At 27.8% G+C, this 26,633-nt stretch carries 23 protein-coding genes; 20 read left to right on the forward strand and 3 right to left on the reverse strand.

All coding sequences use genetic code 11. The annotated features are described in order from the left end of the window. Positions 1 to 130: 130 nt before the first annotated feature. On the reverse strand, positions 131 to 802 hold the full coding sequence (locus tag Q0Y03_RS04805) for a helix-turn-helix transcriptional regulator (RefSeq protein WP_297712698.1): 672 nt from the start codon (positions 800 to 802) through the stop codon (positions 131 to 133). Between the two features lie 130 nt (positions 803 to 932). Here Q0Y03_RS04805 and Q0Y03_RS04810 point away from each other — a divergent pair, with 130 nt between their 5' ends. From Q0Y03_RS04810 to Q0Y03_RS04905, 20 genes are all read left to right on the forward strand, one after another. Then, positions 933 to 2,663: a glycoside hydrolase family 13 protein gene (locus Q0Y03_RS04810; protein WP_297712699.1), complete on the forward strand. Its 1,731-nt coding sequence runs from the start codon at positions 933 to 935 to the stop codon at positions 2,661 to 2,663. A 198-nt stretch (positions 2,664 to 2,861) separates the two neighbouring features. Continuing rightward, complete coding sequence (locus Q0Y03_RS04815; protein WP_297712700.1) at positions 2,862 to 4,082, forward strand: ROK family transcriptional regulator; 1,221 nt, start codon at positions 2,862 to 2,864, stop codon at positions 4,080 to 4,082. Between the two features lie 64 nt (positions 4,083 to 4,146). Beyond that, complete coding sequence (galT, locus tag Q0Y03_RS04820) at positions 4,147 to 5,670, forward strand: UDP-glucose--hexose-1-phosphate uridylyltransferase (protein WP_297712701.1); 1,524 nt, start codon at positions 4,147 to 4,149, stop codon at positions 5,668 to 5,670. Positions 5,671 to 5,726: 56 nt separating this feature from the next. Continuing rightward, on the forward strand, positions 5,727 to 6,890 hold the full coding sequence (locus Q0Y03_RS04825) for a galactokinase (RefSeq protein ID WP_297712702.1): 1,164 nt from the start codon (positions 5,727 to 5,729) through the stop codon (positions 6,888 to 6,890). Positions 6,891 to 7,209: 319 nt separating this feature from the next. Then, positions 7,210 to 8,067, forward strand: a complete 858-nt coding sequence (locus Q0Y03_RS04830; RefSeq protein WP_297712704.1) for an S-adenosyl-l-methionine hydroxide adenosyltransferase family protein — start codon at positions 7,210 to 7,212, stop codon at positions 8,065 to 8,067. Between the two features lie 46 nt (positions 8,068 to 8,113). After that, on the forward strand, positions 8,114 to 8,665 hold the full coding sequence (locus Q0Y03_RS04835) for an ECF-type riboflavin transporter substrate-binding protein (protein WP_297712705.1): 552 nt from the start codon (positions 8,114 to 8,116) through the stop codon (positions 8,663 to 8,665). A 275-nt stretch (positions 8,666 to 8,940) separates the two neighbouring features. Then, a complete protein-coding gene (locus tag Q0Y03_RS04840; RefSeq protein WP_297712707.1) occupies positions 8,941 to 10,647 on the forward strand; it encodes an ABC transporter ATP-binding protein in 1,707 nt (568 codons plus the stop codon). Next, positions 10,644 to 11,471 carry an energy-coupling factor transporter transmembrane component T gene (locus Q0Y03_RS04845; protein ID WP_297712708.1) on the forward strand — a complete coding sequence of 276 codons (828 nt, stop codon included), beginning with the start codon at positions 10,644 to 10,646 and terminating at the stop codon, positions 11,469 to 11,471. Before Q0Y03_RS04840 ends, Q0Y03_RS04845 begins: the two co-directional genes overlap by 4 nt. A gap of 185 nt (positions 11,472 to 11,656) precedes the next feature. Beyond that, complete coding sequence (locus tag Q0Y03_RS04850) at positions 11,657 to 12,649, forward strand: ADP-ribosylglycohydrolase family protein (RefSeq protein ID WP_297712709.1); 993 nt, start codon at positions 11,657 to 11,659, stop codon at positions 12,647 to 12,649. Then, on the forward strand, positions 12,650 to 13,624 hold the full coding sequence (locus Q0Y03_RS04855; RefSeq protein WP_297712710.1) for a PfkB family carbohydrate kinase: 975 nt from the start codon (positions 12,650 to 12,652) through the stop codon (positions 13,622 to 13,624). Beyond that, positions 13,621 to 14,316: a nicotinamide riboside transporter PnuC gene (gene pnuC / locus Q0Y03_RS04860; RefSeq protein ID WP_297712711.1), complete on the forward strand. Its 696-nt coding sequence runs from the start codon at positions 13,621 to 13,623 to the stop codon at positions 14,314 to 14,316. Before Q0Y03_RS04855 ends, pnuC begins: the two co-directional genes overlap by 4 nt. Before the next feature lie 214 nt (positions 14,317 to 14,530). After that, positions 14,531 to 15,487: a polysaccharide deacetylase family protein gene (locus Q0Y03_RS04865; protein ID WP_297712713.1), complete on the forward strand. Its 957-nt coding sequence runs from the start codon at positions 14,531 to 14,533 to the stop codon at positions 15,485 to 15,487. 105 nt (positions 15,488 to 15,592) lie between these two features. Next, on the forward strand, positions 15,593 to 16,294 hold the full coding sequence (locus Q0Y03_RS04870) for a response regulator transcription factor (RefSeq protein ID WP_297712714.1): 702 nt from the start codon (positions 15,593 to 15,595) through the stop codon (positions 16,292 to 16,294). Beyond that, the gene (locus Q0Y03_RS04875; protein WP_297712715.1) at positions 16,275 to 17,678 is read left to right on the forward strand and encodes a HAMP domain-containing sensor histidine kinase; all 1,404 of its coding nucleotides are present in this window, start codon (positions 16,275 to 16,277) and stop codon (positions 17,676 to 17,678) included. Before Q0Y03_RS04870 ends, Q0Y03_RS04875 begins: the two co-directional genes overlap by 20 nt. A gap of 1 nt (position 17,679) precedes the next feature. Then, the gene (locus Q0Y03_RS04880; protein ID WP_297712716.1) at positions 17,680 to 19,140 is read left to right on the forward strand and encodes a hypothetical protein; all 1,461 of its coding nucleotides are present in this window, start codon (positions 17,680 to 17,682) and stop codon (positions 19,138 to 19,140) included. A 240-nt stretch (positions 19,141 to 19,380) separates the two neighbouring features. Then, positions 19,381 to 19,539: a zinc-ribbon domain-containing protein gene (locus Q0Y03_RS04885; protein WP_133015639.1), complete on the forward strand. Its 159-nt coding sequence runs from the start codon at positions 19,381 to 19,383 to the stop codon at positions 19,537 to 19,539. A 210-nt stretch (positions 19,540 to 19,749) separates the two neighbouring features. After that, the gene (locus tag Q0Y03_RS04890) at positions 19,750 to 20,946 is read left to right on the forward strand and encodes an LCP family protein (protein ID WP_297712717.1); all 1,197 of its coding nucleotides are present in this window, start codon (positions 19,750 to 19,752) and stop codon (positions 20,944 to 20,946) included. A 303-nt stretch (positions 20,947 to 21,249) separates the two neighbouring features. After that, on the forward strand, positions 21,250 to 23,238 hold the full coding sequence (pulA, locus tag Q0Y03_RS04895; RefSeq protein WP_297712718.1) for a type I pullulanase: 1,989 nt from the start codon (positions 21,250 to 21,252) through the stop codon (positions 23,236 to 23,238). Positions 23,239 to 23,346: 108 nt separating this feature from the next. Next, on the forward strand, positions 23,347 to 24,159 hold the full coding sequence (locus tag Q0Y03_RS04900) for a nucleotidyltransferase domain-containing protein (protein WP_297712719.1): 813 nt from the start codon (positions 23,347 to 23,349) through the stop codon (positions 24,157 to 24,159). 76 nt (positions 24,160 to 24,235) lie between these two features. After that, positions 24,236 to 25,297 carry an aldose epimerase family protein gene (locus tag Q0Y03_RS04905; protein ID WP_297712721.1) on the forward strand — a complete coding sequence of 354 codons (1,062 nt, stop codon included), beginning with the start codon at positions 24,236 to 24,238 and terminating at the stop codon, positions 25,295 to 25,297. Between the two features lie 37 nt (positions 25,298 to 25,334). On the opposite strand, the gene Q0Y03_RS04910 is transcribed toward Q0Y03_RS04905, so the two are convergent. Next, positions 25,335 to 25,760 carry a Fur family transcriptional regulator gene (locus Q0Y03_RS04910; RefSeq protein ID WP_297712722.1) on the reverse strand — a complete coding sequence of 142 codons (426 nt, stop codon included), beginning with the start codon at positions 25,758 to 25,760 and terminating at the stop codon, positions 25,335 to 25,337. Positions 25,761 to 25,790: 30 nt separating this feature from the next. After that, entirely contained in the window at positions 25,791 to 26,633 is an 843-nt protein-coding gene (locus Q0Y03_RS04915; RefSeq protein WP_297712723.1) for a metal ABC transporter permease, read from the reverse strand.

Consider the following 26,633-nt stretch of genomic DNA (forward strand, 5'->3'; position numbering starts at 1 on the left):
TTAGGAGCTTCGAAGCTTTAGTAGATTTTATGGAAATAATAATATAAATTCTTAGTGAAATTATATTCCTTCCTGGAGATTATATAATCAATTTTTTCGGCATCACGGCATTCAAGCTCTAACGAACAATTTAGTTATAATGTGTGTTGCGGAATTTGGAGGGAGACATACCTTCAAATGCTTTAAAGGTTTTTGAGAAATGGCTTTGATCATAAAACCCTAATGATATTGATATATCAAGGATGCTTTTATTTGTTGTAAGTAATAAAACCTTAGCTCTGTCTATTTTAATTTTCTTAGAATATTTCATAAGAGATATTCCCATATGTTTTTTAAAACAAGTTGATGCATATTCAGGTGTTATTCCAAGATGTTCAGATATTTTTTCAAGAGACATAAAACTTTCAATATTCATATGAAGGTGCTGAAGAAGTTTGTTTACTATAAAGTTGTCCTTAACTTCTATATCACTAATTAAAAACTCAAGGTAGGCTTCAGCCATTTCTATTTCTAATTCTTGAAGAGATTTTAAATCATTAAGAGTTGGGATTTTAACATAATATTCATTATAAAGAGTATGAAGATATTTCTTAGAAATACCATGTCTTATAATTTCTTTAGAGAATATTGCATTCCATATATATAAATCAATTTTTTTATCTTCTATATTTAACTCATCTTCTAATTCGCCAATATGTTTTTGTTTAATTTTATGAAGAATAGCAGGTCTATTACTAGTGTCAATAAAAGAAGAAAATTCATTACTAAAAATATTTAAGTCAGAAATAAAACTTTCATACATAACAATTACCCCCCCATAATATAGAAAATCATATTAATTATATATATATTATATTATAAATATACAATCAAGAGTATGAAAAATTTTTATAATAAATTATATAAATGTTTTAAAAATAGAGGTGAAGTTTATGAATAAATATGCTGTTTTTCATATTTTAGATACTCCTTATTCTTATGGAAAAGATAAGGATACTTTGGTTGTAAGAGTTAGAGTAGCGAAAAATGATGTTAAGGAATGTTATATTTATTATAAAGATAGATATGATTGGGAAAATTCATATAATAAAAAAGTTATGAATGTAGTTGCAGAAACGGAACTTTTCACATATTATCAAACAGAAATATCAGTTTTTAGAAATAGATATAGATATTATTTTGAATTTATTGATATGAATGGAGAAAGCTTTAAATATAATGAAAGAGGATTTGTAAATCCAGAGTTTAAGTATAATGATATGAATTCTTTTCAGTTTCCTTATATAGCAGAAGAAGATTTGTATAAAGAAATTAAGTGGTTACAAGAAGCTATTGTATATCAAATATTTCCTGATAGGTTCTATAATGGAAATCCCTTAATAAATCTTGAGGGAACTGGTCAATGGGGAGAAGGTAAAGTTCATAGAAGAAGTATTTATGGTGGAGACTTACGTGGGATAATAGAGAAGTTACCTTATTTAGAAGAATTAGGTGTTAATTTAATTTATCTTACACCTATATTTAAATCTGATACTAATCATAAGTATAATACTGAAGATTATTTTAATATAGATCATCAGTTTGGAACATTAGAAGAAGCAAAAGAACTGGTAGAAAAGGCACATAACTTAGGAATTAAAATAGTTTTTGATGCTGTGTTCAATCATTCAGGATCAGATTTTTTTGCTTTTAAAGATTTGATAGAAAATCAACAAGAATCGAAATATAAAGAATGGTATTTTGTAGATACATGGCCAGTGAAGAAATCGAAAAATAAGTACTATACTTTTGCTAATGGCTGTGATAATATGCCTAAGCTTAATACTAATAATAAAGAAGTAAGAGAGTATTTATTAAAGGTAGGAGAGTTTTGGATTAAGGAAATTGGAATAGATGGATGGAGACTTGATGTTTGTGATGAAGTTGGACATGAATTTTGGAGAGAGTTTAGAAAACGAGTTAAGGATGTTAAAAGTGATGCAATAATAATTGGAGAGATAATGCATGAAGCTAATTCTTTTTTAAAGGGAGACCAGTTAGATGGAATAATGAATTATCCTTTTAAAAATGCTATTATAGATTTTTTTGCTAAAGGGATTATAAGTGGAAGAGAGTTTCTAGATATAATGGCAGAAAATAGAGTATTATATATGGATAGTATAACTAAGCAAATGTGGAATTTAATAGGAAGCCATGATACAAAAAGAATTTATAATGAATGTGATGGAAATATTAATAGAATAAAACTTGCTATAGCATATCAATTCTCATATATAGGTGTTCCATATATATATTATGGAGATGAAGTTGGACTAGATGGGGGAGATGATCCTGAAAATAGAAAATGTATGATTTGGGAAGAAAAAAGGCAAAATAGAGAATTATTTAATTTTTATAAAAATATAATTAATATTAGAAAAAGTGATAAGGTTTTTATAAATGGGGATTTTGAAGAGGTTTATTGTAAAAATAATATTATAGCTTTTAAAAGAGTTTTAGGTAGTGAAGAAATTCTATGTATATTTAACAATGGAGATGAGAATACTTTAGTAAATATAAATTCAGAATTAAAAGCAGTAAATTTAATTACAGGAAGTGTTGAAGACTTAAGAGAAATAAAGTTAAATAAATTGTCTTTTAAAATATACAAGGTTATTAAATAATAATTTTAGATTAATAAGAGAAAAGAGGAAGCTAGTATAAATTTTGTACTAGCTTTTATAGTAAGTTAACTTAAAATATATTGACAAAAAATAAAGATATGATAACATTAAATTAAGAAAACAATTTCAAAAGTCTTTAAAAAAGAGAAAAAATTTTTTTGTAGACTTTATTAAAATAATTAATAAAGAAGTGATAAGATGAGTAAAATATTAAGAGGTAGTTTTGAGTTAATGAAACAATTAAATGTTTCAGCTGTACTTAAAATTATAAAAGACAATGGAAGCCTATCACGTGCAGAAATCGCTAAATTAACAGGTTTGACTCCTGCTAGTGTTACCAATATAACAAAATTTTTAATTGAAGATAATTTTCTTATAGAAAGCAAGATAGGGGAATCTAGTGGAGGGAGACCACCAATAATATTAGAGTTTAATCCAGATGCTAGATATGTAGTAGGTGTAGGTATAGGAGTTGGGGTAATAGATGTAGTTATAACTAATCTTTCAGCTAGTATAATAATAAAGAGGTCAATGAGAATAGAAGAGGAAAGATATGATTATGATTTAGTACTTAAGAAGTTAGTTAATTTAATTAATGAAGTGGTGAAATCCAGCAAAATAGATAAAGAGAAGATATTAGGAGTAGGTGTAGCTTTACATGGTATAGTTAATGCAAAAACTGGAATATCTATACATGCTTTATATTATGGTTGGAAAAACAGAGATATAAAAGAAAAGTTAGAAGAAGCACTAGACTTAACTGTATATGTAGATAATGATGTAAGAGCAATGTCGTTAGGCGAAAGTTGGTTTGGTGCAACAAAGGATATAGCTAACTTTGTGACTTTAAATATATCAAATGGTATAGGAGCAGGGATAATTATAAATAATATGCCTTATTATGGAGTTGATTTTAGTGCAGGAGAAATAGGTCATATAGTAGTAGAAGCAGATGGTGATAAATGTAATTGTGGAAATTATGGTTGTCTTGAAACTGTTGCATCTAATAACAATATAACCAGAAAGGCTATTAAACTTATAAAGCAAGGCGTAAATAGTTCCCTTAGTAAAGCTATAGATGATATAAACGATTTATCGATAGAAGATATCTGTAAAGCAGCCAATGATGGTGATGAGCTATCTATAACAATACTAAAGGAAGCAGCTAGATACATTGGGATAGCTATTACAAATTTAATAAATATATTAAATCCTACAGCAATAGTTGTTGTTGGAGAGATATTTGAAAATACAACACATACTATTGAAACCTTAAGTGAAATAGTTAAAAACAGAGGGCTTAAATTATCAAGTGAAAATGTAAGAATAATTAGAAGCTTATTAGGTAGAGATGCTGCTGTAGTTGGTGCAGCAACATTAGTTATTCAAGAGATATTTAGCTATAAGAATATAAAGTAAGATATAGTATTAAATTTAAAATATATTTTAAATAGTATTAAATTAAGAGTGGATGGTGAAGATTATGAGTAAGATTGGGTATGAAATTGAAAGGCTTTTAAAATTTGCTTTAAAAAAGGAGATGATTTCTAAATGGGATGTAATTCCAACTAGAAATGCATTGATGGACTTATTAAAAGTAGAAGCACCTTTTGAAGGAGAAGTAGAAGGGGAGGTAGAAGATAGTGTAGTTAAAATATTAAATAATATTTTAGATTATGCAGCTGAAACAGGATTAATAGAGGAAAATACGATTACTTTCAGAGATTTATTTGATGCAAAGATAATGGGATTGTTGATGCCAAGAGAAGGTGAAGTTGTTAAAACTTTTTATGATAAATATGAAAATGAATCAAAGGAAAAAGCTACAGAGTGGTTTTATGATTTGAGCAAAGCTTCAAATTATATAATGACTGAGAGAATAGCTAAAAATCTTTGGTGGCCAGCTACAACTGAATATGGTGATTTGGAGATTACTGTTAACTTATCAAAACCAGAAAAAGATCCAAAGGAAATTGCTAAAGCAAAACTTATGAAACAAGCAACATATCCAAAGTGTCTACTTTGTAAAGAAAACGTAGGATATGCAGGAAGAATAAATCATCCAGCAAGACAAAATCATAGAATTATTCCTATGAAATTAACTAATAAAGAATGGTTCTTACAATACTCCCCATATGTTTACTATAATGAGCATTGTATAGTTTTTAGTGGAGAACATGAACCAATGAGACTAACAAGAGACTCAATTGAAAGATTAGTTGAATTTACAGAGGTTTTACCACACTATTTTATAGGTTCTAATGCAGATTTACCTATTGTAGGTGGTTCAATATTAACTCATGATCATTATCAAGGGGGAAGACACGCATTCCCTATGGAAAAGGCTATTGTAGAAAAATATTATGAAAGTAAAAAATATAAAGATCTTGAAATTGGAACTGTTAAATGGCCAATGTCTGTAGTTAGAATAAAAGGAAATAATAAAAATAGTGTTATAGATTTAGCTATGGAGATATTTGAAGCATGGAAAAATTATTCTGATGAAGAAAATGAAGTAGTAGCATTTAGTGGAGATACACCACATAATACTGTAACTCCAATTGCAAGAAGAAAAGGTGAGGCTTTTGAATTAGACATAGTTTTAAGAAATAATAGAACTTCAGAAGAGCATCCAGATGGTATATTCCACCCTCATAAAGAGCTTCATCATATAAAGAAAGAAAATATAGGATTAATTGAAGTTATGGGACTTGCTGTTTTACCAGGAAGATTAGAAAAAGAATTAGATACTATAGCTAAAATTCTTTGTGGTAAGTTAATTTATAATAGAATAGAAGCAGAAAATAATGATGAAGTCAACAAGCATATACCATGGATAGAAAAAATGATGTCTGAAAATTCTTCATTAACTTATGATGAAGCTAAAGAGTTATTGAGGAAGGAAGTAGGAAATATATTTGCAAAAGTTCTTGAAGATGCTGGAGTATTTAAGAGAAATGAAAAAGGACAAGCTGGGTTAGAAAAATTCTTAAGCACAGTGCTTTAATATATGTAAATGATAATTTAAGAAATAATAGATTTGTAGAGAGGTTTAAAAAGAATATGAATAAAGAGAAAATGATAGAGTTATTTAAAAATGAATATGGAGTAGATAATAGAGATATAAAAACTTTCTTATCTCCAGGAAGAGTTAATTTAATTGGTGAGCATATAGATTATAATGGTGGATTTGTGTTTCCAGGAGCATTGACAGTTGGAATTTATGCAGCTTTATCATTAAGAGATGATAATAAAATAAGAATGAGATCAAAGAATGTTGCTGGGGAAGTAATAGTTAATTTAGAGGAAGAATTAGTTTATAAGAAAGAAGATGATTGGGGAAATTATCCAAAGGGAGTTATAAAAGCACTTAAGGATTTAGGTCATAAAGTACCAGGAATGGATATAGTTTTATATAGCAATATTCCAGACGGAGCAGGGCTTTCATCTTCAGCAGCACTTGAAGTATTAATGGCATATATAATACTTTATTTAGAAAATCCAGAGCAAATAGATAGAGTTGAGGTATCTAAGATTTGCCAAAAGGTTGAAAATGAATTTGTTGGTGTTAACTGTGGAATTATGGACCAATTTGCAGTTGCAGTAGGAAAGAAAGATCATGCAATACTTTTAGATTGTGCCTCTCTTTATTATGAATATGCACCTTTAAATTTAGGAGAATATAGTTTAGTTATAATGAGTACTAATAAGAGAAGAGAACTTGCAGATTCAAAATATAATGAGAGAAGAGCAGAGTGTGAGAAGGCTCTTGAAATTATAAATGAAAATAAATCTGAAAAATTAGATAATCTTTGTCAAGCAACAATAGATGATATAGAATCATTTATTAATGATGAAACTTTAAAAAGAAGAGCTAATCATGTTGTTACTGAAAATGAAAGAGTTAAAAATAGTATGGAAATGTTGAAGAATAATGACATATTAGGATTTGGTAAGTTGTTAACAGCATCTCACATGTCTCTTGAAAATGATTATGAAGTTACAGGTCTTCATCTTGATACATTAGTGCATGAAGCATTAAAGATAGAAGGTTGTATAGGATCTAGAATGACAGGTGCTGGGTTTGGTGGATGTGCAATTGCTCTAGTAATTGATAATAAAGTTGAAGAATTTAAAGAAAAGGTATCAGTAGCGTATCAAAAGGTTACAGGAATTACACCATCATTTTATACAAGTAATATAGGTGAGGGAACTCACGCACTATAAAATTAAAAATGACTGTCTTATAATTAATTAGCCTTAGAGAAGTGAAATAAGGGCCAAGTAATTAAAGACAGTCATTTTATGTTTTTATATTATTAAATTAAAATTTAGAAATTTTATTAGTTTTTCCTATTGCCTTTTAATTGCATAATATATAGATAAAGATATTGACTATAAATTAATATAAAAGTATAATTTTAAAGTATTGCTAAAAAAGAGGATGAAATTAATATTCGCATAATAGCGAATAAAAAAAAGATTGACTAAGACAATGTTCGTCATTATACTAGGAATATGACATTATATTTAGGAGGCTTATTTTATGAAAAATGCTTTAATATTTCAATCAGACTTTGGTATAGCGGATGGTGCAGTTAGTGCAATGTATGGAGTTGCATATTCTGTAGATAAAACATTACAATTATTTGATTTAACTCATGAAATACCACAGTATAATATTTGGGAGGCTTCATATAGACTAATTCAAACTGTAGTTTATTGGCCAGAAGGAAGCGTATTTGTTTCTGTAGTAGACCCAGGGGTTGGATCACATAGAAAGAGTATAGCAGTTAAGACTGTAAAAGGTCAGTACATAATTACACCGGATAATGGAACACTTACTCATATCAAGCGTATGTGTGGAATTGTAGAAGCTAGAGAAATAGATGAAACTATAAATAGATTACCTAATTCAGGAGCATCTTATACATTCCATGGAAGAGATATATATGCATATACGGGTGCAAGACTTGCTTCAGGGGTTATAAACTTTGAACAAGTTGGACCAGAAATTCCAGTTGATGAAATTATTGAATTACCAGTAGTTGAATCAAGTAAGAATAATGATATAGTAACTGGAACAATCGATGTTTTAGATGTTAGATTTGGTAGCCTTTGGACAAATATTGGTAGAGAATTATTTACTAGTTTAGGGATAAATTATGGAGATAGAGTAGAAGTTTCAATAAAAAATGATACAAGAGAAGTTTATAGAAATATAATGATATATGCAAAATCATTTGCAGATGTTCATGTTGGAGAAACTTTAGTTTATGTTAATTCATTAGATAATTTAGCTGTTGCTATAAATCAAGGTTCATTCTCTAAAGCATATAACATACAAACGGGAACTAATTGGATAATTTCTATTAGAAAGGCTCCGAAAGTAGTTTACGAATAAAATTAAATTTAATTAATCATAATGTATATGAAAAGGAGGAGACATAATGGGTAATAAATTATCTATTAAGACTATTGTTGCAATTGGTATAGGAGCAGCTGTATTTATGATATTAGGTCGTTTTGGTTCAATTCCTACAGGAATACCAAATACTAATATTGAAACATGTTATGCATTTTTAGCTTTAATGGCAATAGTATATGGACCATTTGCAGGCGTTGCTATTGGGTTTATAGGACATGCGTTAAAAGACTTAGTGTTTTATGGTTCGCCTTGGTTTAGTTGGGTTATTGCATCGGCAGTTGTTGGTATTATTATAGGATTAGCTTGGGAAAAATTAAAGGTTAATGAAGGTGAATTTAATAAAAAGGAAATGATAATTTTTAACATTTACCAAATCATTGCTAATGCTATAGCATGGCTTTTAATTGCACCAACATTAGATATAGCTATATATGCAGAACCAGCTAATAAAGTTTATGCGCAAGGAGCTGTAGCAGCAGCTTCAAATGCAATTACAGTTGGAGTGTTAGGTACTATATTATTATATACTTATTCTAAGACTAGAGTTAAAAAAGGAAGCTTAGATAGAGAATAATATCTATTTTAAATACCGGAGTCTTTAAGTCTCTGGTATTTTTAATAATTAAAGAAGATTTTATATTATAAAATCTTTTTCAGAATATACATATGATTAAAAATATAGTATTATCTTTAATGGAGGTTATTAATTAAAAATTTTGCTAATGATAAAATTTTAATTAAGTAACTTAGAAAAAGTATTTAATAGACAATCTATTAAGCTTTAAAGTAATTAATAAAAATAGATTAATATCATTGAAGTTTATATACAAAAAGACGAGGAGATTTGCTATGAAAAAACCTGTAATTGAGTTCGTGGATTTTACTTTTCAATACAGAGCTCAAGCAAAGCCAACATTGAATAATATAAATTTAACTATATATGAAGGAGAAAAAGTACTTATAGTAGGACCATCAGGCTCAGGGAAAAGTACTCTTTCAAATTGTATAAATGGACTTGTACCATTTTCCAATGAAGGTGAAATTTCTGGTAGCTTAAAAGTTAAAGGGAAAGAAACTAAGGAAATGAGTATATTTGAACTATCAAACTCAGTAGGGACTGTACTTCAAGATCCAGATGGTCAATTTATAGGGTTAACAGTTGCTGAAGATATAGCTTTTAAGTTAGAGAATGATTGTGTATCACAAGAGGAAATGAAAGAAAAAGTTAAAGTTGTTTCTGAAATTGTAGGAATAGATACTCATTTAAGTTCTGCACCTTATAGTTTATCAGGAGGACAAAAACAACGTGTAACATTAGCTGGTGTTATGGTAGGTGACGTAGATATTCTTTTATTTGATGAGCCACTTGCAAGTTTAGATCCTGCAACTGGGAAAAGTGCTATTGAACTAATAGATCAAATTCAAAAGAAAACTAATAAGACTATATTAATAATAGAACACAGATTAGAAGATGTATTACATTGTCCAGTAGATAGAATAATAGTTGTTGATAATGGTAAAATAGCTGCTGATATAACTCCAGAAGAGTTATTAAGTTCAAATCTATTAGTTGAAACAGGAATACGTGAACCACTATATATTACAGCATTAAAATATGCAGGATGCAATATTATACCTAAAATGCATCCAGAACATATTGATACATTAAATATAGATAGCTGTAGAGAAAAATTAAAAGAGTGGTATGAAGATACTATAGAAGATAAACAACAAGTAAATAATGAAGCTATTCTTGAAATGAAAGATGTAAAATTCTCCTATGAATCAGGAAAGGAAATATTACATGGTGTTTCCTTTAAAGTTAATAGGGGTGAAATGGTTAGTATTGTAGGTAGAAATGGAGCCGGTAAATCAACTATTTCCAAGTTAATATGTGGATTTTATAAACCAACAGAAGGAAAAATATTATTTAATGGTAGAGATTTAGTTAATGATACTATTAAAGAACGTGCAGAAAAAATAGGAATAGTAATGCAAAATCCAAATCAAATGATATCAAAGACTATGATTTTTGATGAGGTAGCTTTAGGACTTAAAATTAGAGGCATTTCTGAAGAGGAAATTAAAAATAGAGTTTTTGAAACATTAAAGATTTGTGGTTTATATGAATTCCGTAATTGGCCGATTTCTGCATTAAGTTTTGGGCAAAAGAAACGTGTAACAATTGCATCAATCTTAGTATTAAATCCTGAAGTTATTATTTTAGATGAGCCTACAGCAGGGCAAGACTTTAAACATTATACAGAGATTATGGAATTCTTAAAAGAATTGAATCAAAAAGGTGTAACAATAATAATGATAACTCATGATATGCATTTAATGCTTGAATATACTAACAGAGCAATTGTATTATCTGATGGAATAAAATTAGCTGATGATATAGCAGCTAATGTTCTTACAGATGAAGAAGTAATAAATAAAGCAAACTTAAAGGAAACATCACTATATGAATTAGCTGTAAAGGCTAATTTAGATAATCCAAGAATGTTTGTTAAAAAGTTTATTGATTATGATAGGAGGATTAGAGGAATATGAGTACAATGATTGGATATTCAGATATAGATTCACCTATTCATAGATTAACAGGAGCGTCAAAGTTAATTGCTTTAATTATTTGGGCTTTAGCTTCCATGGTTACATATGATACTCGTGTACTTTTAGGTATGTTTGTTGTAAGTATAATTGTGTTTAAGATTTCGAAGGTAGAATTTAAACAAGTTTCATTTGTTCTTTACTTTATATTAATATTCTTATTATTAAATAATGTAGCAATATTTATATTCTCACCATATGAAGGTGTTAATATATATGGAAGTAGAACAGATCTATTTAAGATTGCAGGACCATATACTGTAACAAGTGAGCAGTTATTCTATCAGTTTAATATAACTTTAAAGTATTTTTCAATAATACCTATGGCATTATTATTTATGGTTGCCACTAATCCAAGTGAGTTTGCAGCTTCATTAAATAAGATAGGTATAAGTTATAAAGTTGCATATTCGGTTTCAATAGCTTTAAGATATATACCTGATGTTCAACGTGATTATCAAGATATATCATTTGCACAACAAGCTAGAGGAATAGATATGTCTAAAAAAGAAAAATTAACAAAAAGAATTAAAAATTCAGCTTCTATATTAATGCCGTTAATATTTTCAAGTTTAGACAGAATAGAAACTATAAGTTCTGCTATGGAGCTTAGAGCATTTGGAAGTAATAAAAAACGTACTTGGTATAATGGAAGACCATTTAAAAAAGGGGATTATATAGCGATAGCTATAGTTAGTCTTATATTAGTAATAGCTATATTTGCTACAATAATAAATGGTGGACGTTTCTATAATCCATTTATTTAAATTTTAAACAGGGGTTTTTGAAATAAACTTAAAAAATTAGTGCTATAAAGTGTTATAGTACTAATTTTTTTTATTATTAATTATATATTGACATAACAATACAACTGTATATACAATTGTATTGCAATAACATTACATAAATGAGTATAAATTTAATAGAGCCTGTTAGGTTAGGAGTGGTAAGAGTGATAAATAAAATTGCGGGAGCTATATATGGAATGGCATTAGGAGATGCCATGGGAATGCCTTCAGAACTATGGGGCAGGGAAAAGGTAAGAAAATATTTTGGGAAAATTGAAGGTTTATTAGATGGGCCTAAAGAAAATAGTGTAGCTTGTAATTATAAAAAAGGTCAATTTACAGATGATACTGGACAAGCACTTGTATTAGTAGATTCATTAAATAGTACAAATTTTGAGCCTAACTCTAAGGATATTGCAGAAAGACTTTTAAAATGGGCTGAAAAAGAAAAAGCATTTGAAAATAATATTTTAGGACCTACTTCAAAGGTTGCATTAGCTAATTTTAGAGATGGAATAGATTCAAAAGTAGTTACAGATAAGGCATTGTCAAATGGATCAGCTATGAGAATTGCACCAATAGGATGTCTTTTTAATGCTGATGATAAAGAAAGGTTAGCTAACTTTGTTTATGGAGTTTCAGAAGTAACTCATACTAGTGATATATCAATTGCAGGAGCAGCTATGATAGCAGTGGCTGTTAGTTCAGCTATTGAAAATACTGATTTTGAAGTTGTTATAAAAGATATTTTTGAAATGGAGCCTATTGCTAGAAAGTTAGGTGCAGAAACTTATAGTCCATCATTAACAGAAAGAATAAGATTAGGCATTTATTTAGCAAATAAATATAAGGATAATGAGGATCTATTTTTAGAAAAATTATATGACATAGTTGGTGCTGGCGTAAATATTAGTGAATCTGTTCCATCTGCAATTTCTATAGCTTATTATGCACAGGATCCTAATAAATGTTCTTTGCTTTGTGCAAACTTAGCAGGAGATACTGATACTATTGGAGCAATGGCAACTGCAATTTGTGGAGCCTTTAAGGGAGTAAATTATATAAAGAAAGAGTATATTGATGTTTTAGACAATGCAAATGATGTTGATTTTCAAAGATATATTTCTATCTTAATGGAAGGAAGGAGTTGCAATTAAGTGAAAACTTTAGTACTTGGAGCCGCAATAGTAGATATTATTATGAAAATACCTAATCTACCCAAAAGTGGTGAAGATGTTTTGTGTACTGAAAGAAAATTAACTGTAGGTGGATGTGCTTATAATGTTGCAAATATATTAAAAGGTTTTAATGTTGATCATGATTTATTTGTGCCAATAGGCTCTGGAATGTATGCAGATATAATAAGAAAAACATTAAGTGAAGATGGATATGATGTTTTAATAAGTGATTTAGAAATGGATAATGGCTATTGTTTATGTTTAGTAGAAGATAATGGCGAGAGAACATTTATTACTGTTAAGGGTATTGAAGGATTTCATAAAGAGGAATGGTTTAATAGATTAAATATGAGTGAATATGAAAATATATATGTGGCTGGTTATCAGATTTGTGAAGATAAGGATGATATAATAGCAGATTGGTTAATAGATCAAAAGGATAAGAATATATTTTTTGCACCAGGTCCAGTTATTAATGATATAGATAAAAATACAATGAAAAAGATATTTTCAACTAATCCAATATTACATCTTAATGAAAAGGAAGCTTTGGATTTTACTAAAAAGGATAATGTTAATGATAGCATTTTATTTTTATATGAATTAACTAAGAATATTGTATTTGTAACAATTGGTGAAAGAGGAACAGTATTTTATGATGGGCAAGAAATTGTGCATATAAAAGGAGAAAATGTGAATGTTGTAGATACAATAGGGGCTGGTGATAGTCATATTGGTGCAATTATTTCAGCATATTCTTTAGTAGATTCAAAGGACATTTTTTTAGATAGTTATCAGGATAATTATTTGGAGGATAATCTTAGATATGATTTTGTGTATGTATGTAAATTAGCTAATAAGGTGGCTGCAGAGGTAGTGCAAATACAAGGGGCTAAACTTAGTAGAGAATGTTTTGATAAATTTAAAATACAAAGAGGGGAATCACTATTATGAATAAAATTAAAAATTATTTCGCAGATTGGACGATGTTTGAAAAGTTATGGTTAATAACAGTATGTACAATTATGACTGTTATTTGGTATTTAAATGGTGATACAGCATTTTTATTAGTGCTGACTTTAACAGGAAGTCTTAACCTAGTCTTAGGTGCAAAAGGAAAGATAGCAGGACTATATTTTGCAATTATTAATTGCTTATTATATTCATATCAATGTATGGAAGTAAAGCTTTATGGAGAAGTAATGTATAATATGTTATTTAGCATTCCAGTTAGTGCTATAGCCATATACTTATGGAATAAAAATAAAGATGATGATGGTAAAATACGTTTTAAAGCTATGTCTGGTAAATTAATAGTACTATCTTTTGGGGGGACATTACTATGTGTAATTTTATATGCGAAGGTACTAAATTTATTAGGTGGAAATTTAGCATTTATGGATTCTTTAACAACTGTAGTTTCTGTTGTGGCGAGTATTCTTTATTTAATGAGATTTTCTGAGCAATGGTTAATGTGGGTTGGAGTGAATGCTTTATCAATAGTAATGTGGATAATGGTATATGCATCTGGTGATAAGAGTGCAGTTATTATAATAGTTATGAAGCTTACTAATTTATTAAACTCCCTATATGGTTATTATAATTGGAATAAAATTGCCAATAATGTTGAGGTATTAAAAATATAGATAAACTACATTTAGAATTTTGAGATTTTATAGAGTCAAGCTAATGCTTGGCTTTTTCAATTATATTTAGTAAAATAAAACAAATTAAGAAAATATTTAAGCAACTACTATAAATTATAATTTTGTTGTAACATTTTTGTAAATTAATTTTAGCTCTATATAGGTATAATATAAAGTGTAGAACTATATAAGAAGTAGCTAGGGGGAATTGAAAATGTATAAATTAAATAAAATTATAATAAGAAATAGTGCTTTAATAGTAGTTTTATTATTAACTTTTATATTGGGGATGGAATATTCTAACGGAAATAAACTATATAATGAGGATAATGAAGATGTATCTGAGCAAAATAGAAGTTCTATTGATAATGAAGTTTCCCTAGATACTAATGAGGAAAGCAATTATGGAGATTCTCAGAATAGAGAAAATATTAATATTGATACAAATAAGCAAAACCTAGTATATACATCTTATGAAAATGATTTATATGCAGATAATGCTAAAGAAATAGAGAATATGTTTAATAAATGGAATTATTTAAGGGAAGATGGAAAAAAGATTGCATATTTAACTTTTGATGATGGTCCTTCAACTGAAGTAACTCAAGAAATATTAGAAACTCTTAAATCTAATAATGTAAAAGCTACCTTTTTTGTATTAGGTAGTAATGTTGAAAAAAGCGATATACAGAAGGAATTGTTGAAAGAAATGGTTATGGAAGGACACGCCATTGGAAATCATGGATATTGTCATAATTATAGTATTTTATATCCAAGTAGAGTTGCTAATCCAACAGTAGTAATAAATGATATGAAAAAATCAGAGGATGCAATGAAGTCTGTTTTAGGTGACGATTTCAGAACTAGTGTTATTAGATTGCCTGGAGGTCATATGTCATGGAATACTAAAGCATTAGATCCGCTTCTTAAAGAAAATGGATATAGTTGTATAGATTGGAATGCGTTGAATGGAGATGCTGAAGGGAATGACAGAAGTGTTGAGCAATTAGTAAATAGATTAAAAGGAACTATAAGAGATTTAGCTGGAAATGATGATGTATTAGTTATATTGATGCATGATACCAATGCAAAGAAAACAACAGCACAATCATTACAAGAAGTTATAGATTACTTAAAGTCTTTAGGGTATGAATTTAGGACATTAAAGTAGAAATGTTGTTAATATATACTGGGTGAATGATTATATTTATCCGGTATTTTATTCGTAGATTTAAAGAATATAAATATTAGTTTTATAGAGTTGAAAGGAAAGTATATGAAAAAAATATTAATAATTGAAGATGAAGATAGTATAAGAGGTTTTTTAAAAATAAACCTAAAGAGAAATGGCTTTGAGGTTTTAGAAGTTGATAATGGTGAAGATGGGCTAAAGATATTAGATATAGAAGATCCAGTTCTGATAATATTAGATGTTATGTTACCAGGCATAGATGGGTTTGAAGTTTGTAAGAGAGTTAGAGAAAAAAAAGAGAAGGTAGGTATTATAATGTTAACTGCAAAGGGGCAAGATATGGACAAAATAATGGGGCTTGAATATGGTGCAGATGATTATATGCTAAAGCCTTTTAATCCAATGGAATTGTTACTTAGAATAAAGGCTATATTAAGAAGAATTGGTGTAAATGATGAAAAAAAGGTTTTAAAAAATGGAATATTTACTGTGGATACATATGGGAAAAAAATATTTAAGGGTGATAAGGAGATTGATTTAACGCCAAAAGAATATTCAATTATAAAATTATTTATAGAAAATCCTAATAGAGCCTTTTCAAGAGATGAATTATTAGATTTAATATGGGGAAAAGATTATTTTGCAGATTCTAAAATTATAGATGTGAATATAAGAAGACTTAGAAGTAAAATAGAAGACTACTCATCTAAAGAAGGATATATAGAGACAATATGGGGATTTGGATATAGATGGAGAGGCGAAGAGTGTGAAGAGTATACGAAGTAAGCTGTTAAAAAATTTTCTTATAGTTATAATATTAACAGTTTTAATATTAGATTTATTAACGTTATTATGTTTAAGAGGATACTATTATAAAACTACTCAAGATACTTTAGTTAATCAGTTAGAAGGGTATATTAATTTTTATCAAAAATACTTTTCTAACAATAAATTAATAGATAATATATATGAAAATATGGATGTTTTTTGGAGTACAAATCAAGAGCAAGTAGAGATATTAGATTCAGATGGAAAATTATTAATGGATTCATATGGAATAAGAAATCCTGAAATTTTAAGTACGCCTGATATTACAAAGGCTAAAGCAGGAGATGTTGGTGTATGGACTGGAAATGTAAGCTATTATAATGAAAAAATAATGATAGTTTCTAAAGCCATTAAATCAAAAATAAATCCAAATGAAACCATAGGTATAGTTAGAATAATTTTTTCACTAAAAGAAGTACAAAAATTAATAAATTCCTTTAGTAAGCTATTTTTAGTAATTTCAATAATTGTAATAGCATTAGGAATAATAATGAGTTTAATAATAGCTAAAGATATTGTATCTCCAATAAAAAAGATAACAGCTGTTGCAAAGGAGATGGCAAAAGGAAATTTAAACATTAGAAGTGATGTTACTGATAATATTGAAATAGCTCAATTGTCAAAAACATTGAATTATATGGGGTGTGAAGTTGAAAAGAGAGAAAAGTTGAAAAATGAATTTATATCTTCAGTTTCACATGAATTAAGAACACCTTTAACATCGATTAAGGGGTGGGTCATAACATTAAAGTATGATTGTAGTGATATGGATACAGTAGCTTTAGGACTTGATATTATTGAAAAGGAAAGTGATAGATTAACTGAAATGGTAGAAGAATTATTAGATTTTTCTAAGCTTATAAATGGTGTTATTTCCTTAAATATAAAAGAGCATAAGGTAAAAGATTTTATAGAATATATTGAAAATTATATGAGGCCAAGAGCTGAAAGAGAAGGTAAAGAGTTTAGTATAAGTATAGATGAGAATATTGGTAAAGGTTATTTTGATGAAAATAGGCTTAAACAGGTTTTAAGTAATGTTATAGATAATGCTTTTAAGTTTACTGAAGAAAATGGAAAAATAAGTTTAAATGCTAAAATTGAAGAAGGATATTTAGTATTTAGAGTAAAGGATAACGGAAGTGGAATAAGTATCAAAGATTTACCAAGGGTAAAAGATAAATTTTATAAAGGGAAAAATAGTAAATCAAAAAATGGAATAGGTCTATCTATAAGTGATGAAATAGTAACTTTGCATAGAGGAAATTTAGAGGTTATAAGTAAGGAAAATGAAGGAACCGAAATAGTAATTAGAATTCCTTTAAATCAGGGAGAGATATAATATGAGTAGGAAATTTTTGATTGTATTATCTCTTGTTATAATATTGTTTGTTGGATGTAAATCAAAGAATAGTAATGAGGAGAGTAATTATGTTTTTAACTTTACTGGGACGTGGAGAATTGATTCAATAGAGCAATTAGGAGAGAAAGAGGAAGGTGAAGAAGAGAATAATTCTTTAATTGGAGGTGAAATAAAGCTAGGTAACAATAAAATTGATATTGTAGGCAATTATAAATCTAATATTCGTTATAAGTTAAAGGCTGTTAAAGGAGATTATATTATTTCATACGAGAGTAATTTAACTATGAACACTTTTATGAATGGTAGAGAGACAGTAGATTTAATATCTATTATTGATGAAAATCAAATGATAGGTGAATTCTTTTTAAATTCAGATACTGAGATGATATTATTATATAAAAGTAGTTTGTTTAAATTAAGTAAATTAAATAAAAATGTTAATTTTGATGATGCTGATAATAATATTTCTATAGGAGATAAAACTGATGAAGAAGAGGCTGATGCAAAAGAAGGAGTTATGTTAGGGATTAAAACTCCAGGTAAAAAAATTGATGATGGAGTATATAGTAATGATGAGTATAGAACTTTATGGATATCTCATGATAACTGGAGAATAGGAAGTATATATGAAAAAACTAGTATTATTTTCCCTAGATTAAATGGAATATGGAAATTAGAAGTTAATCAAAAGAGTATGAATGGCTTTGAGTATGATGAATTTCAAGTAGGAAAATATGATGAAAAAGTAGGAAATAATACAGTTGAATATTTAATTTTAGATAAAAGTGAATATAAAACTATAAAATTTGTTGGAAATGATTATATAGCGATAGGAAAATATGAAGGGAATTCTTTTGAAGGAAATTATCCAATTTATCAAATAATACCTATAAATAACATTAATATTAAAAATGGACTACAAGTAGACGAAATATTTATTGGTACTGAAAAGGAAAAATATTTAGAGGAATTTCAAAATAAAATTAATAGTTTATCTAAGGAGCAAATTGATAAATTAAATATTTATTCAATAGATTATAATAATTTAGCCATCGAAAGAAGTGTAGGACGATGGAGGTTTGTTGCAAATTTGTTGCCTAAAGATATGGATGATGCAGGAGAAAGTTTTAATGTATCAATACTGCCAGATAGTAGATTTATAAATTATAATTCTCTTTATATATCATGGAAAAACTTAAAGCAACAATTAGGATTTTTTAAAGATGCATTTATATCGCCTTTATGTAAGATTGTGTTAGTTCAATTTGACAGCTATATAGCAGTTTATAAAATAGAAAATGGAAATATAATAACAGAACCTTTAGTTACAATACCTATAGGTGAAGATGATGAAATAATAATGTCAGAATGGTGTAGTGGAAGTTATGTAGAACAATGGGAAAAGGCTTTTATTGATGGTGAATTAATAACAGAGGATTAAAATTAAATTCAAATATCTATGGAAATATATTGTTCAAATTTACAAAAACAATATATTACAAAATGAGAAAAATTTTAATAAAATTTATAAAAGTATTGTAAAAAATAATATATGTGATATAATTAAGAAGAAGTCAAATTTTGACTAGTTAAAAGATTTAAAATAGATTAATAAAATTTCTCCTATTCAAGAGATATGTTATTAACCATGATAAATCTTAAGAAAATGGAGGAATTTATAATGGCAGATAAGACTATCGTATGCAGAGACTGCGGAAAAGAATTTTTATTTACTGAAGGGGAACAAGCTTTCTACAAAGAAAAAGGCTTTGATAACGAACCAGTAAGATGCGTTGATTGCAGAAGAGCAAGAAAAGCTCAACAAAACAACAGAAAGTAATTGAAATTATAAGATTGTAAGAATTTTTCTTACAATCTTTTTTTGATATATAAAAATATTTTTTGATTTCAATTTTTAGATTATATCTATAATGAAATAAGCTAAATATAAATATATAGTTAATTATTATATAAGTGACTATATAAATTGTAGAAAATATGGTAAAATAAGAAAGTTAGTAGCGATCCAACATATTAGGAGGCAGTAAGGATGGATAAAAATAAGAAGAAAAATAAGAAAAAGAAGAAAAGATATTCATTAAGAAATAGAATAATAATTTCAGCTGTATTTGTGGTACTTGCTGCTGTTGTTGGAGTGAGTATAGGATACTATAATTACGTGAAAAGTAAAATATATGCAGAGCCAAATGAAATAGAAGTAAAGACTGTAGAGAAGAAAAGTGAAGAGGAAGTGGATTATAAGGAAGTCGACGGTATTACTAATGTATTATTAGTTGGAACAGATGCCAGAGATTTAAAGGAAAGTGCTAGAGCAGATTCTATTATAATTGCGACTTTAGATAATAATAAAAAAGAAATAAGATTAACATCATTATTTAGAGATACCTTAGTTAATATTGATGGATATGGACCTTATAAGTTAAATGCAGCTATGGCTTTTGGTGGAATAAGTTTATTAAAGGATACAATACAAGAAACATACAATATAAGTATAGATAAATATATAATAATAAATTTTTGGGGATTTGAAACTATAATCGATCAAATAGGTGGATTAGAAATTGATGTTAAGGATTATCAATTGGATGAATTAAATAAGTATATAGGTGAATCTACAGGTGGAAATGATTGTCCTGTTACAGAGAGTGGATTGCAAGTGTTAAATGGAAAACAGGCTTTATCTTATGCAAGAATAAGGAAAGGTGTAGGAGATGAATTTGAGAGAACTGAAAGACAAAGAGAGGTATTATTTAAGGTTGCTGAAAAGTTAAGAGAAACAAAACCAACAAAGTATTTTGGGGTTATGAATAGTATGCTTGATTATATAAATACTAATATAGATATTTTAGATGCTTTAAATATGGCATATACAATTTATAAATTTCCAAGCTTAGAGACAAAACAAGTTCATATACCAGTTACAGAATTAGCTAGTGATATGAATTATGGCGGAGAAGTTGGATGGGTATTTATAATGGATAGAGAGCAAAATACCGAGATTTTGCATGATTTCATATTTAATGGTATAGAGCCAGATGAAAGTAAATTTGATTATAACTCTTTAAGAGAAGCACTTAATGAATATAAAACAGGTGAATGGATTTATAACTATGAAAGTGATTATAAAAATAGTACTTCAGATAGTAGTATAAATTATGAAAAAAATAAAGAGAATAATGAATCATATGAAGATGATGAGGAATATATTAATGGAGAATGGGAGTAAGTAAATATAAAACTTAATTGAGAGGTTGATGATGAAACATTAGGGATTAAAGATAAAATAAGTTTTCCCCTTATTTTATCTTTAATTTATTATTGCTATTAAGGTTAAGATATACAAAAAGTTAACTGAAGCTTCGATTTGAAATATATATTTTTATGAGAATATATAATAAAAATAAAAAAAGTCTAGTTTTTTATAGATATAAAAATAAATTTGGTATAAAATTATATTAAACATACATTTGGTAACGATTCCAAACTTATGTTTATCTAAAGTAGACTTAATTTAATGGGAGATGAGGAAATGGGGAGAGAATTAATATTTAATAGTGAATTTGAAAGATTATATAACTATAATGGAGAACTAGGAGTAGTTTATTCAAAGGAAAAAAGTAAGTTTATTTTATGGGCACCAACAGCAGAAAAAGTTGATTTAGTGCTATATGGCGATGATGGATATAATTATAGCTGTAAACCAATTAAAGCGTATAATATGAATAAAAGTATTAATGGAACTTGGATGTTAGAAATTAATAAAGATTTAAATGGTCAATATTACAATTATTTAGTTACTATAGATGGAAAAGTTAATGAAGTTGTTGATCCATATGCTAAATCAGCAGGGGTTAACGGTAAACGTGGAATGGTAATTGATTTGAAGAGTACTAATCCTGAAGGTTGGGAAGATGATGCAAAGCCAGAACTAAAGGCACCTACAGATTCTATAATATATGAGGCTCATGTAAGAGATTTAACCATAGATGAGACTTCAGGCATAAAAGATGAATTTAAAGGTAAATTTAAAGGACTTACTGAGAGTAATAGTTATATTCCAGGAACTAATATAAAGACTGTAATAAATCATATTAAAGATATGGGATTCACACATATTCATTTATTACCATCTTTTGATTATGGATCAGTAGATGAAACAAAGCTTGATAAACCACAATTTAACTGGGGATATGATCCAGAAAATTATAATGTTCCTGAAGGGTCTTATTCAACGAATCCATATTTAGGTGATGTTAGGATAAGGGAGTTTAAGGAGATGATAAAGGCTTTACATGAGGTTGGAATAAGAGTGGTTATGGATGTTGTTTATAATCATACTTTTAGCTTAGATTCATGTTTAAATAAAGCTGTCCCTAAATATTACTATAGACAAGATGAAGAAGGAAACTATAGTAATGCTTCAGCTTGTGGTAATGAAACAGCATCAGATAGATATATGTTTAGAAGATATATGATAGATTCAGTAGTATACTGGGCTAAAGAATATCATATTGATGGATTTAGGTTTGATTTAATGGGTATACATGATATAGAGACTATGAAGTTAATAAGAGAAGAATTAAACAAAATAGATCCAAGCATAATTGTCTATGGTGAAGGGTGGATGGGAGGTCCAAGCCCTTTAAAAGAAGATGATGCAGCTTTAAAGAAAAACACTTATAAATTTGATGAATTACAAATAGCAGCTTTTAGTGATGATTGTAGAGATGGAGTTAAGGGGCATGTTTTTTATGAAAAAGAGGCTGGCTTTGCAAATGGAAAAGCTGGGCTTGAAGAAACAATAAAATTTGCCATTGTTGCATCAACACCACATAAAGAAGTAGATAAAAATAATATAGTATATTCAGATGAATTTTGGGCTAATGAACCTTATCAAACAATAACTTATGCATCTGCACATGATAATTATACTTTATGGGATAAACTTCAAATAGTATCACCAGAAGCTAGTAAAGAAGAATTAATAAAAATGAATAAATTAATAGCTGGTATAATATTAACTTCACAAGGAATAAGTTTTATACATGCTGGAGAAGAGATGGCAAGAACTAAGGTTGATGAAGATGGAAAACCTGTAGAAAATAGTTTTGCTTCTTCTGATAATGTAAATAAAATTTATTGGGATAGAAAAATTGAGTATAAGGATTTAGTTGAATACTATAAGGGGTTAATTTCATTAAGAAAAAAATATAAAGCATTTAGAATGAATAGCAATAAAGATATACAAAAAAATATTCATTTCTTAGAAAAGGGAAAAGATTTTGAATCTGATAATTTAGTTGCATATATAATAGATTCTAAGAATATAGATGATAAGTGTTCTAAAATAGCAGTTATAATAAATGCAAATGAAACAGAGGAAAAGGTAAAGCTTAACGGAGAAAATTGGGGAGTATTTGTTAATGATAAAAAGGCAGGAAATGAAGTTATAGAAGTCTTAAATTATGATATAGTTAGTGTTGCTCCAAAATCCATAAAGGTATTAATAAAACAATAGATCAAATATATAGGTAATAGAATAGAGTATATAGAATGTAACTTAATATGGAAATTAATTAGTTGCATTCTATATTGTATTTTAAACTAATAAAAAGGGGTGAGGTTTATGGGAATGAATATGATAGTTTATCAGATAGTTAATGAATTTAAAAGATTAGGTGAAGTAGTTGCTATAACTTTAGCTGGATCATGTGCAAGTGGTAGAAAGGATAATTCCTCAGATATTGATATAAATATAATTACAGAAAATGATATATCAGTTGAAAAAAGAGAAAGTATTGTAAAAAAGTTTTCTGATTTGATGGAGATGAATAATACTTTTTGGGGAGTATCTGATGAATTTGTATTAAGGAACTCATCAATACAAATTGATATAGGTTATTTTAATTTTAATTGGTTAGAAAATCAATTAAAAAGTATTTTAGAAAAATACAATGCATATATTGGATATAGCACATGTTTTTGGCACAATGTAATTAATTCATTAATAGTTTTTGATAGAAATGGAAGGTTTAAAGAACTTAAAGAGAAATATACTACAGGTTATCCAACAGAGCTTAAAAGAAATATAGTTAGTAAAAATTATCCTATATTAAAAAGAAGTTTCTCATCATATTATAATCAAATAGAAAAAGCTATAAATAGAAATGATATAGTAAATTTAAATAATAGAATAGCTTATTTTTTAGATAGTTATTTTGATATTATATTTGCTATAAATGAAATTCCACATCCAGGAGAAAAAAGGCTTTTAAATATAGTTAATACTATGTGTAAGAAACTACCTAATAATGCATTAGCAGATATTGAGAAATTAATTAAAGATATTTCAAAATGTGATAATGTAATATTAGAAGATATTAACGAAATTATTATGGAGTTAGATGTAATTCTTAAAAGTGAAAATTTAATAAGTTAAATTAATAATGTTTACAGTTGTGTATGTGATTGCTATAATTGATATGATATAATAATTAGATTAATGGAGGGGAATAATGAGAGTACAAAGAGAAGAACTTTTAAATAAAATTGATGGAAAAACGGTTTATGTTTACACGTTATCTAATGAAAGTACAAGTATAAAAATAACAAACTATGGCGGTATTATATTATCACTAATTACACCAGACAAATTCGGAGCAAAAGATGATATTGTTTTGGGATATGATAATTTTGAAGATTATAAGACTACCACAACATATTTTGGTGCTATTATTGGACGTTGTGCTAATAGAATTGGAAAAGCTGAAATTGAGGTAGATGGAATCAAGTATAAACTTGCTCAAAATGATGGTAACAACCATCTTCATGGTGGTCTAAAAGGATTTAATAGAGTAGTTTGGGATTCTGAAGTTTTAAAGGATAAAGATGGAGAATATTTAAAGCTATCTTACTTAAGTAAAGATGGTGAAGAAGAGTATCCAGGAAATTTAGAGGTTACTGTTGAATATAAGTTAACAAAAGAAAATGAATTGATTATTAATTATTATGGGAAATGTGATAAAAGCACAGTTTTAAATTTAACTAATCATTCATACTTCAACTTAAAAGGTCATGCTTCAGGAGATGTATTAGATCATAAGGTTAGAATTTATGCAAAAAATATAACTGCGGCAGATTCTGAAAGCATACCTACTGGTGAAATAAGAAGTGTAGAAGGAACACCTATGGATTTTAGTAATTTAAAGTGTATTGGAGCAGATATAGATAAAGAATATGATCAATTAATTAATGGGAATGGATATGATCATAACTGGATTATTGATGACTATACAGGAGAGCTTAAAAAGGCTGCAGAAGTTATAGAGGATAATAGTGGAAGATTATTAGAAGTATTTACTACAAAGCCAGGAATACAATTTTATACAGGTAATTTTTTAAATGAGAATGAAATTGGAAAGGGTGGAGTGAAGTATAAAAAGAGGCAAGGCTTATGTCTTGAAACACAATACTTCCCAGATAGTTTACATCATTCAGGTTTTTCTAATATAGTGTTAAAACCTGGACAAGAATATAAACATACTACAATTTATAAAATAGGCATTGTTAATAAATAGTAAATAAAAATGACTAAGCGAGAATTCTACTCCTTAGTCATTTTTTGCAGTTTCTACAATAACCATATATTTCAAGGCGATGCTCGGTTACATCAAAATCCATATCATCTCTTAGATGCTTTTCATAAACACAAAGAGGACAATCGGTTATAGGAAATACTTCTTTACATTGTTTACAAATCAAGTGATGTCTATGTTCAGAAGTATTCATTTCATAAGATGTTCTATTGTCATCTCCTAAAATACATTTAGAAATTACATTTTTATTAGAGAGGGAATCTAATATTTTATAAATTGATGATAAATTTATAGAAATTGAATTTTCCTTTAATTTTGAATATATTTCTTCAGCACTAAGAGGTTGTGTACTTTCAGATAGTACCTGAAGTACAGAGGTTCTATGCTTAGTTATTTTTAATCCTTTTGATTTAAGTATATCACTAAAGTTAATTTCATTATTCAATTTATTACCTCCAGGCAGTATTTATTTATATTATACAAATTTGCGCCTAATAATTAAAGTGATAAAGAATATTACTGCTGATACAAGAACAATTGTTGCGCCTGTAACAGTGTTTAAATAATATGAAATTATTAGTCCTGTAATACCAGAGAATACAGCAATTAATACTGAAAATAAATGATATTGACGAACATTTTTAGAAATATTACGAGCTGCGGCAGCAGGTAAAACTAAAAGGGAGTTTATTATTAATAAACCTACCCATCTTACAGTTAAAGTAACTATAACAGCTATGGTACAAGTAAATATAATTTCTATTAATAAGGTATTCATACCACGGCTATTTGCAAGTGAGGGATTTAAACTTGTTATAATTAGTTTATTAAATATTAAAGTCCAAAGTACAATAACAACAATAAATACAACAAATAGTAAAATAATTTCTTTTTGAGTTATACTAAGTAAATCTCCAACTAAGTAAGATGAAAATTTACTTAAGCTACTAGAAAAACTCATAAGTACTAAGCCTAAAGCTATTGCAGTAGATGAGAAAACTCCAATTATTGTATCTGTTGATGAAGTTCCCTTGTTTTTTATTATTGTTATAGATATTGCAAAACAAACTGAAAATAGTGTTGCTCCCCACATCGGGTCAATACCACCTAAAAGAATTCCAATAGCTATTCCTGTAAAAGCTCCATGACCTAAGGAATCAGCAAAGAAAGACATTTTATTACTAACAACCATAGTACTTAAAAGTCCAAAAAGAGGAGTAACTATTAAAATAGCTAAAAAAGCATTTTTCATAAAATCAAAAGATAGCCATTGAAATGGTAGTATTAGATGAATAAAATTATATATAGAATCAAACAT

Source organism: Clostridium sp. (assembly GCF_026168755.1).
In the GTDB taxonomy this organism is placed as follows: Bacteria; Bacillota; Clostridia; order Clostridiales; family Clostridiaceae; genus Clostridium.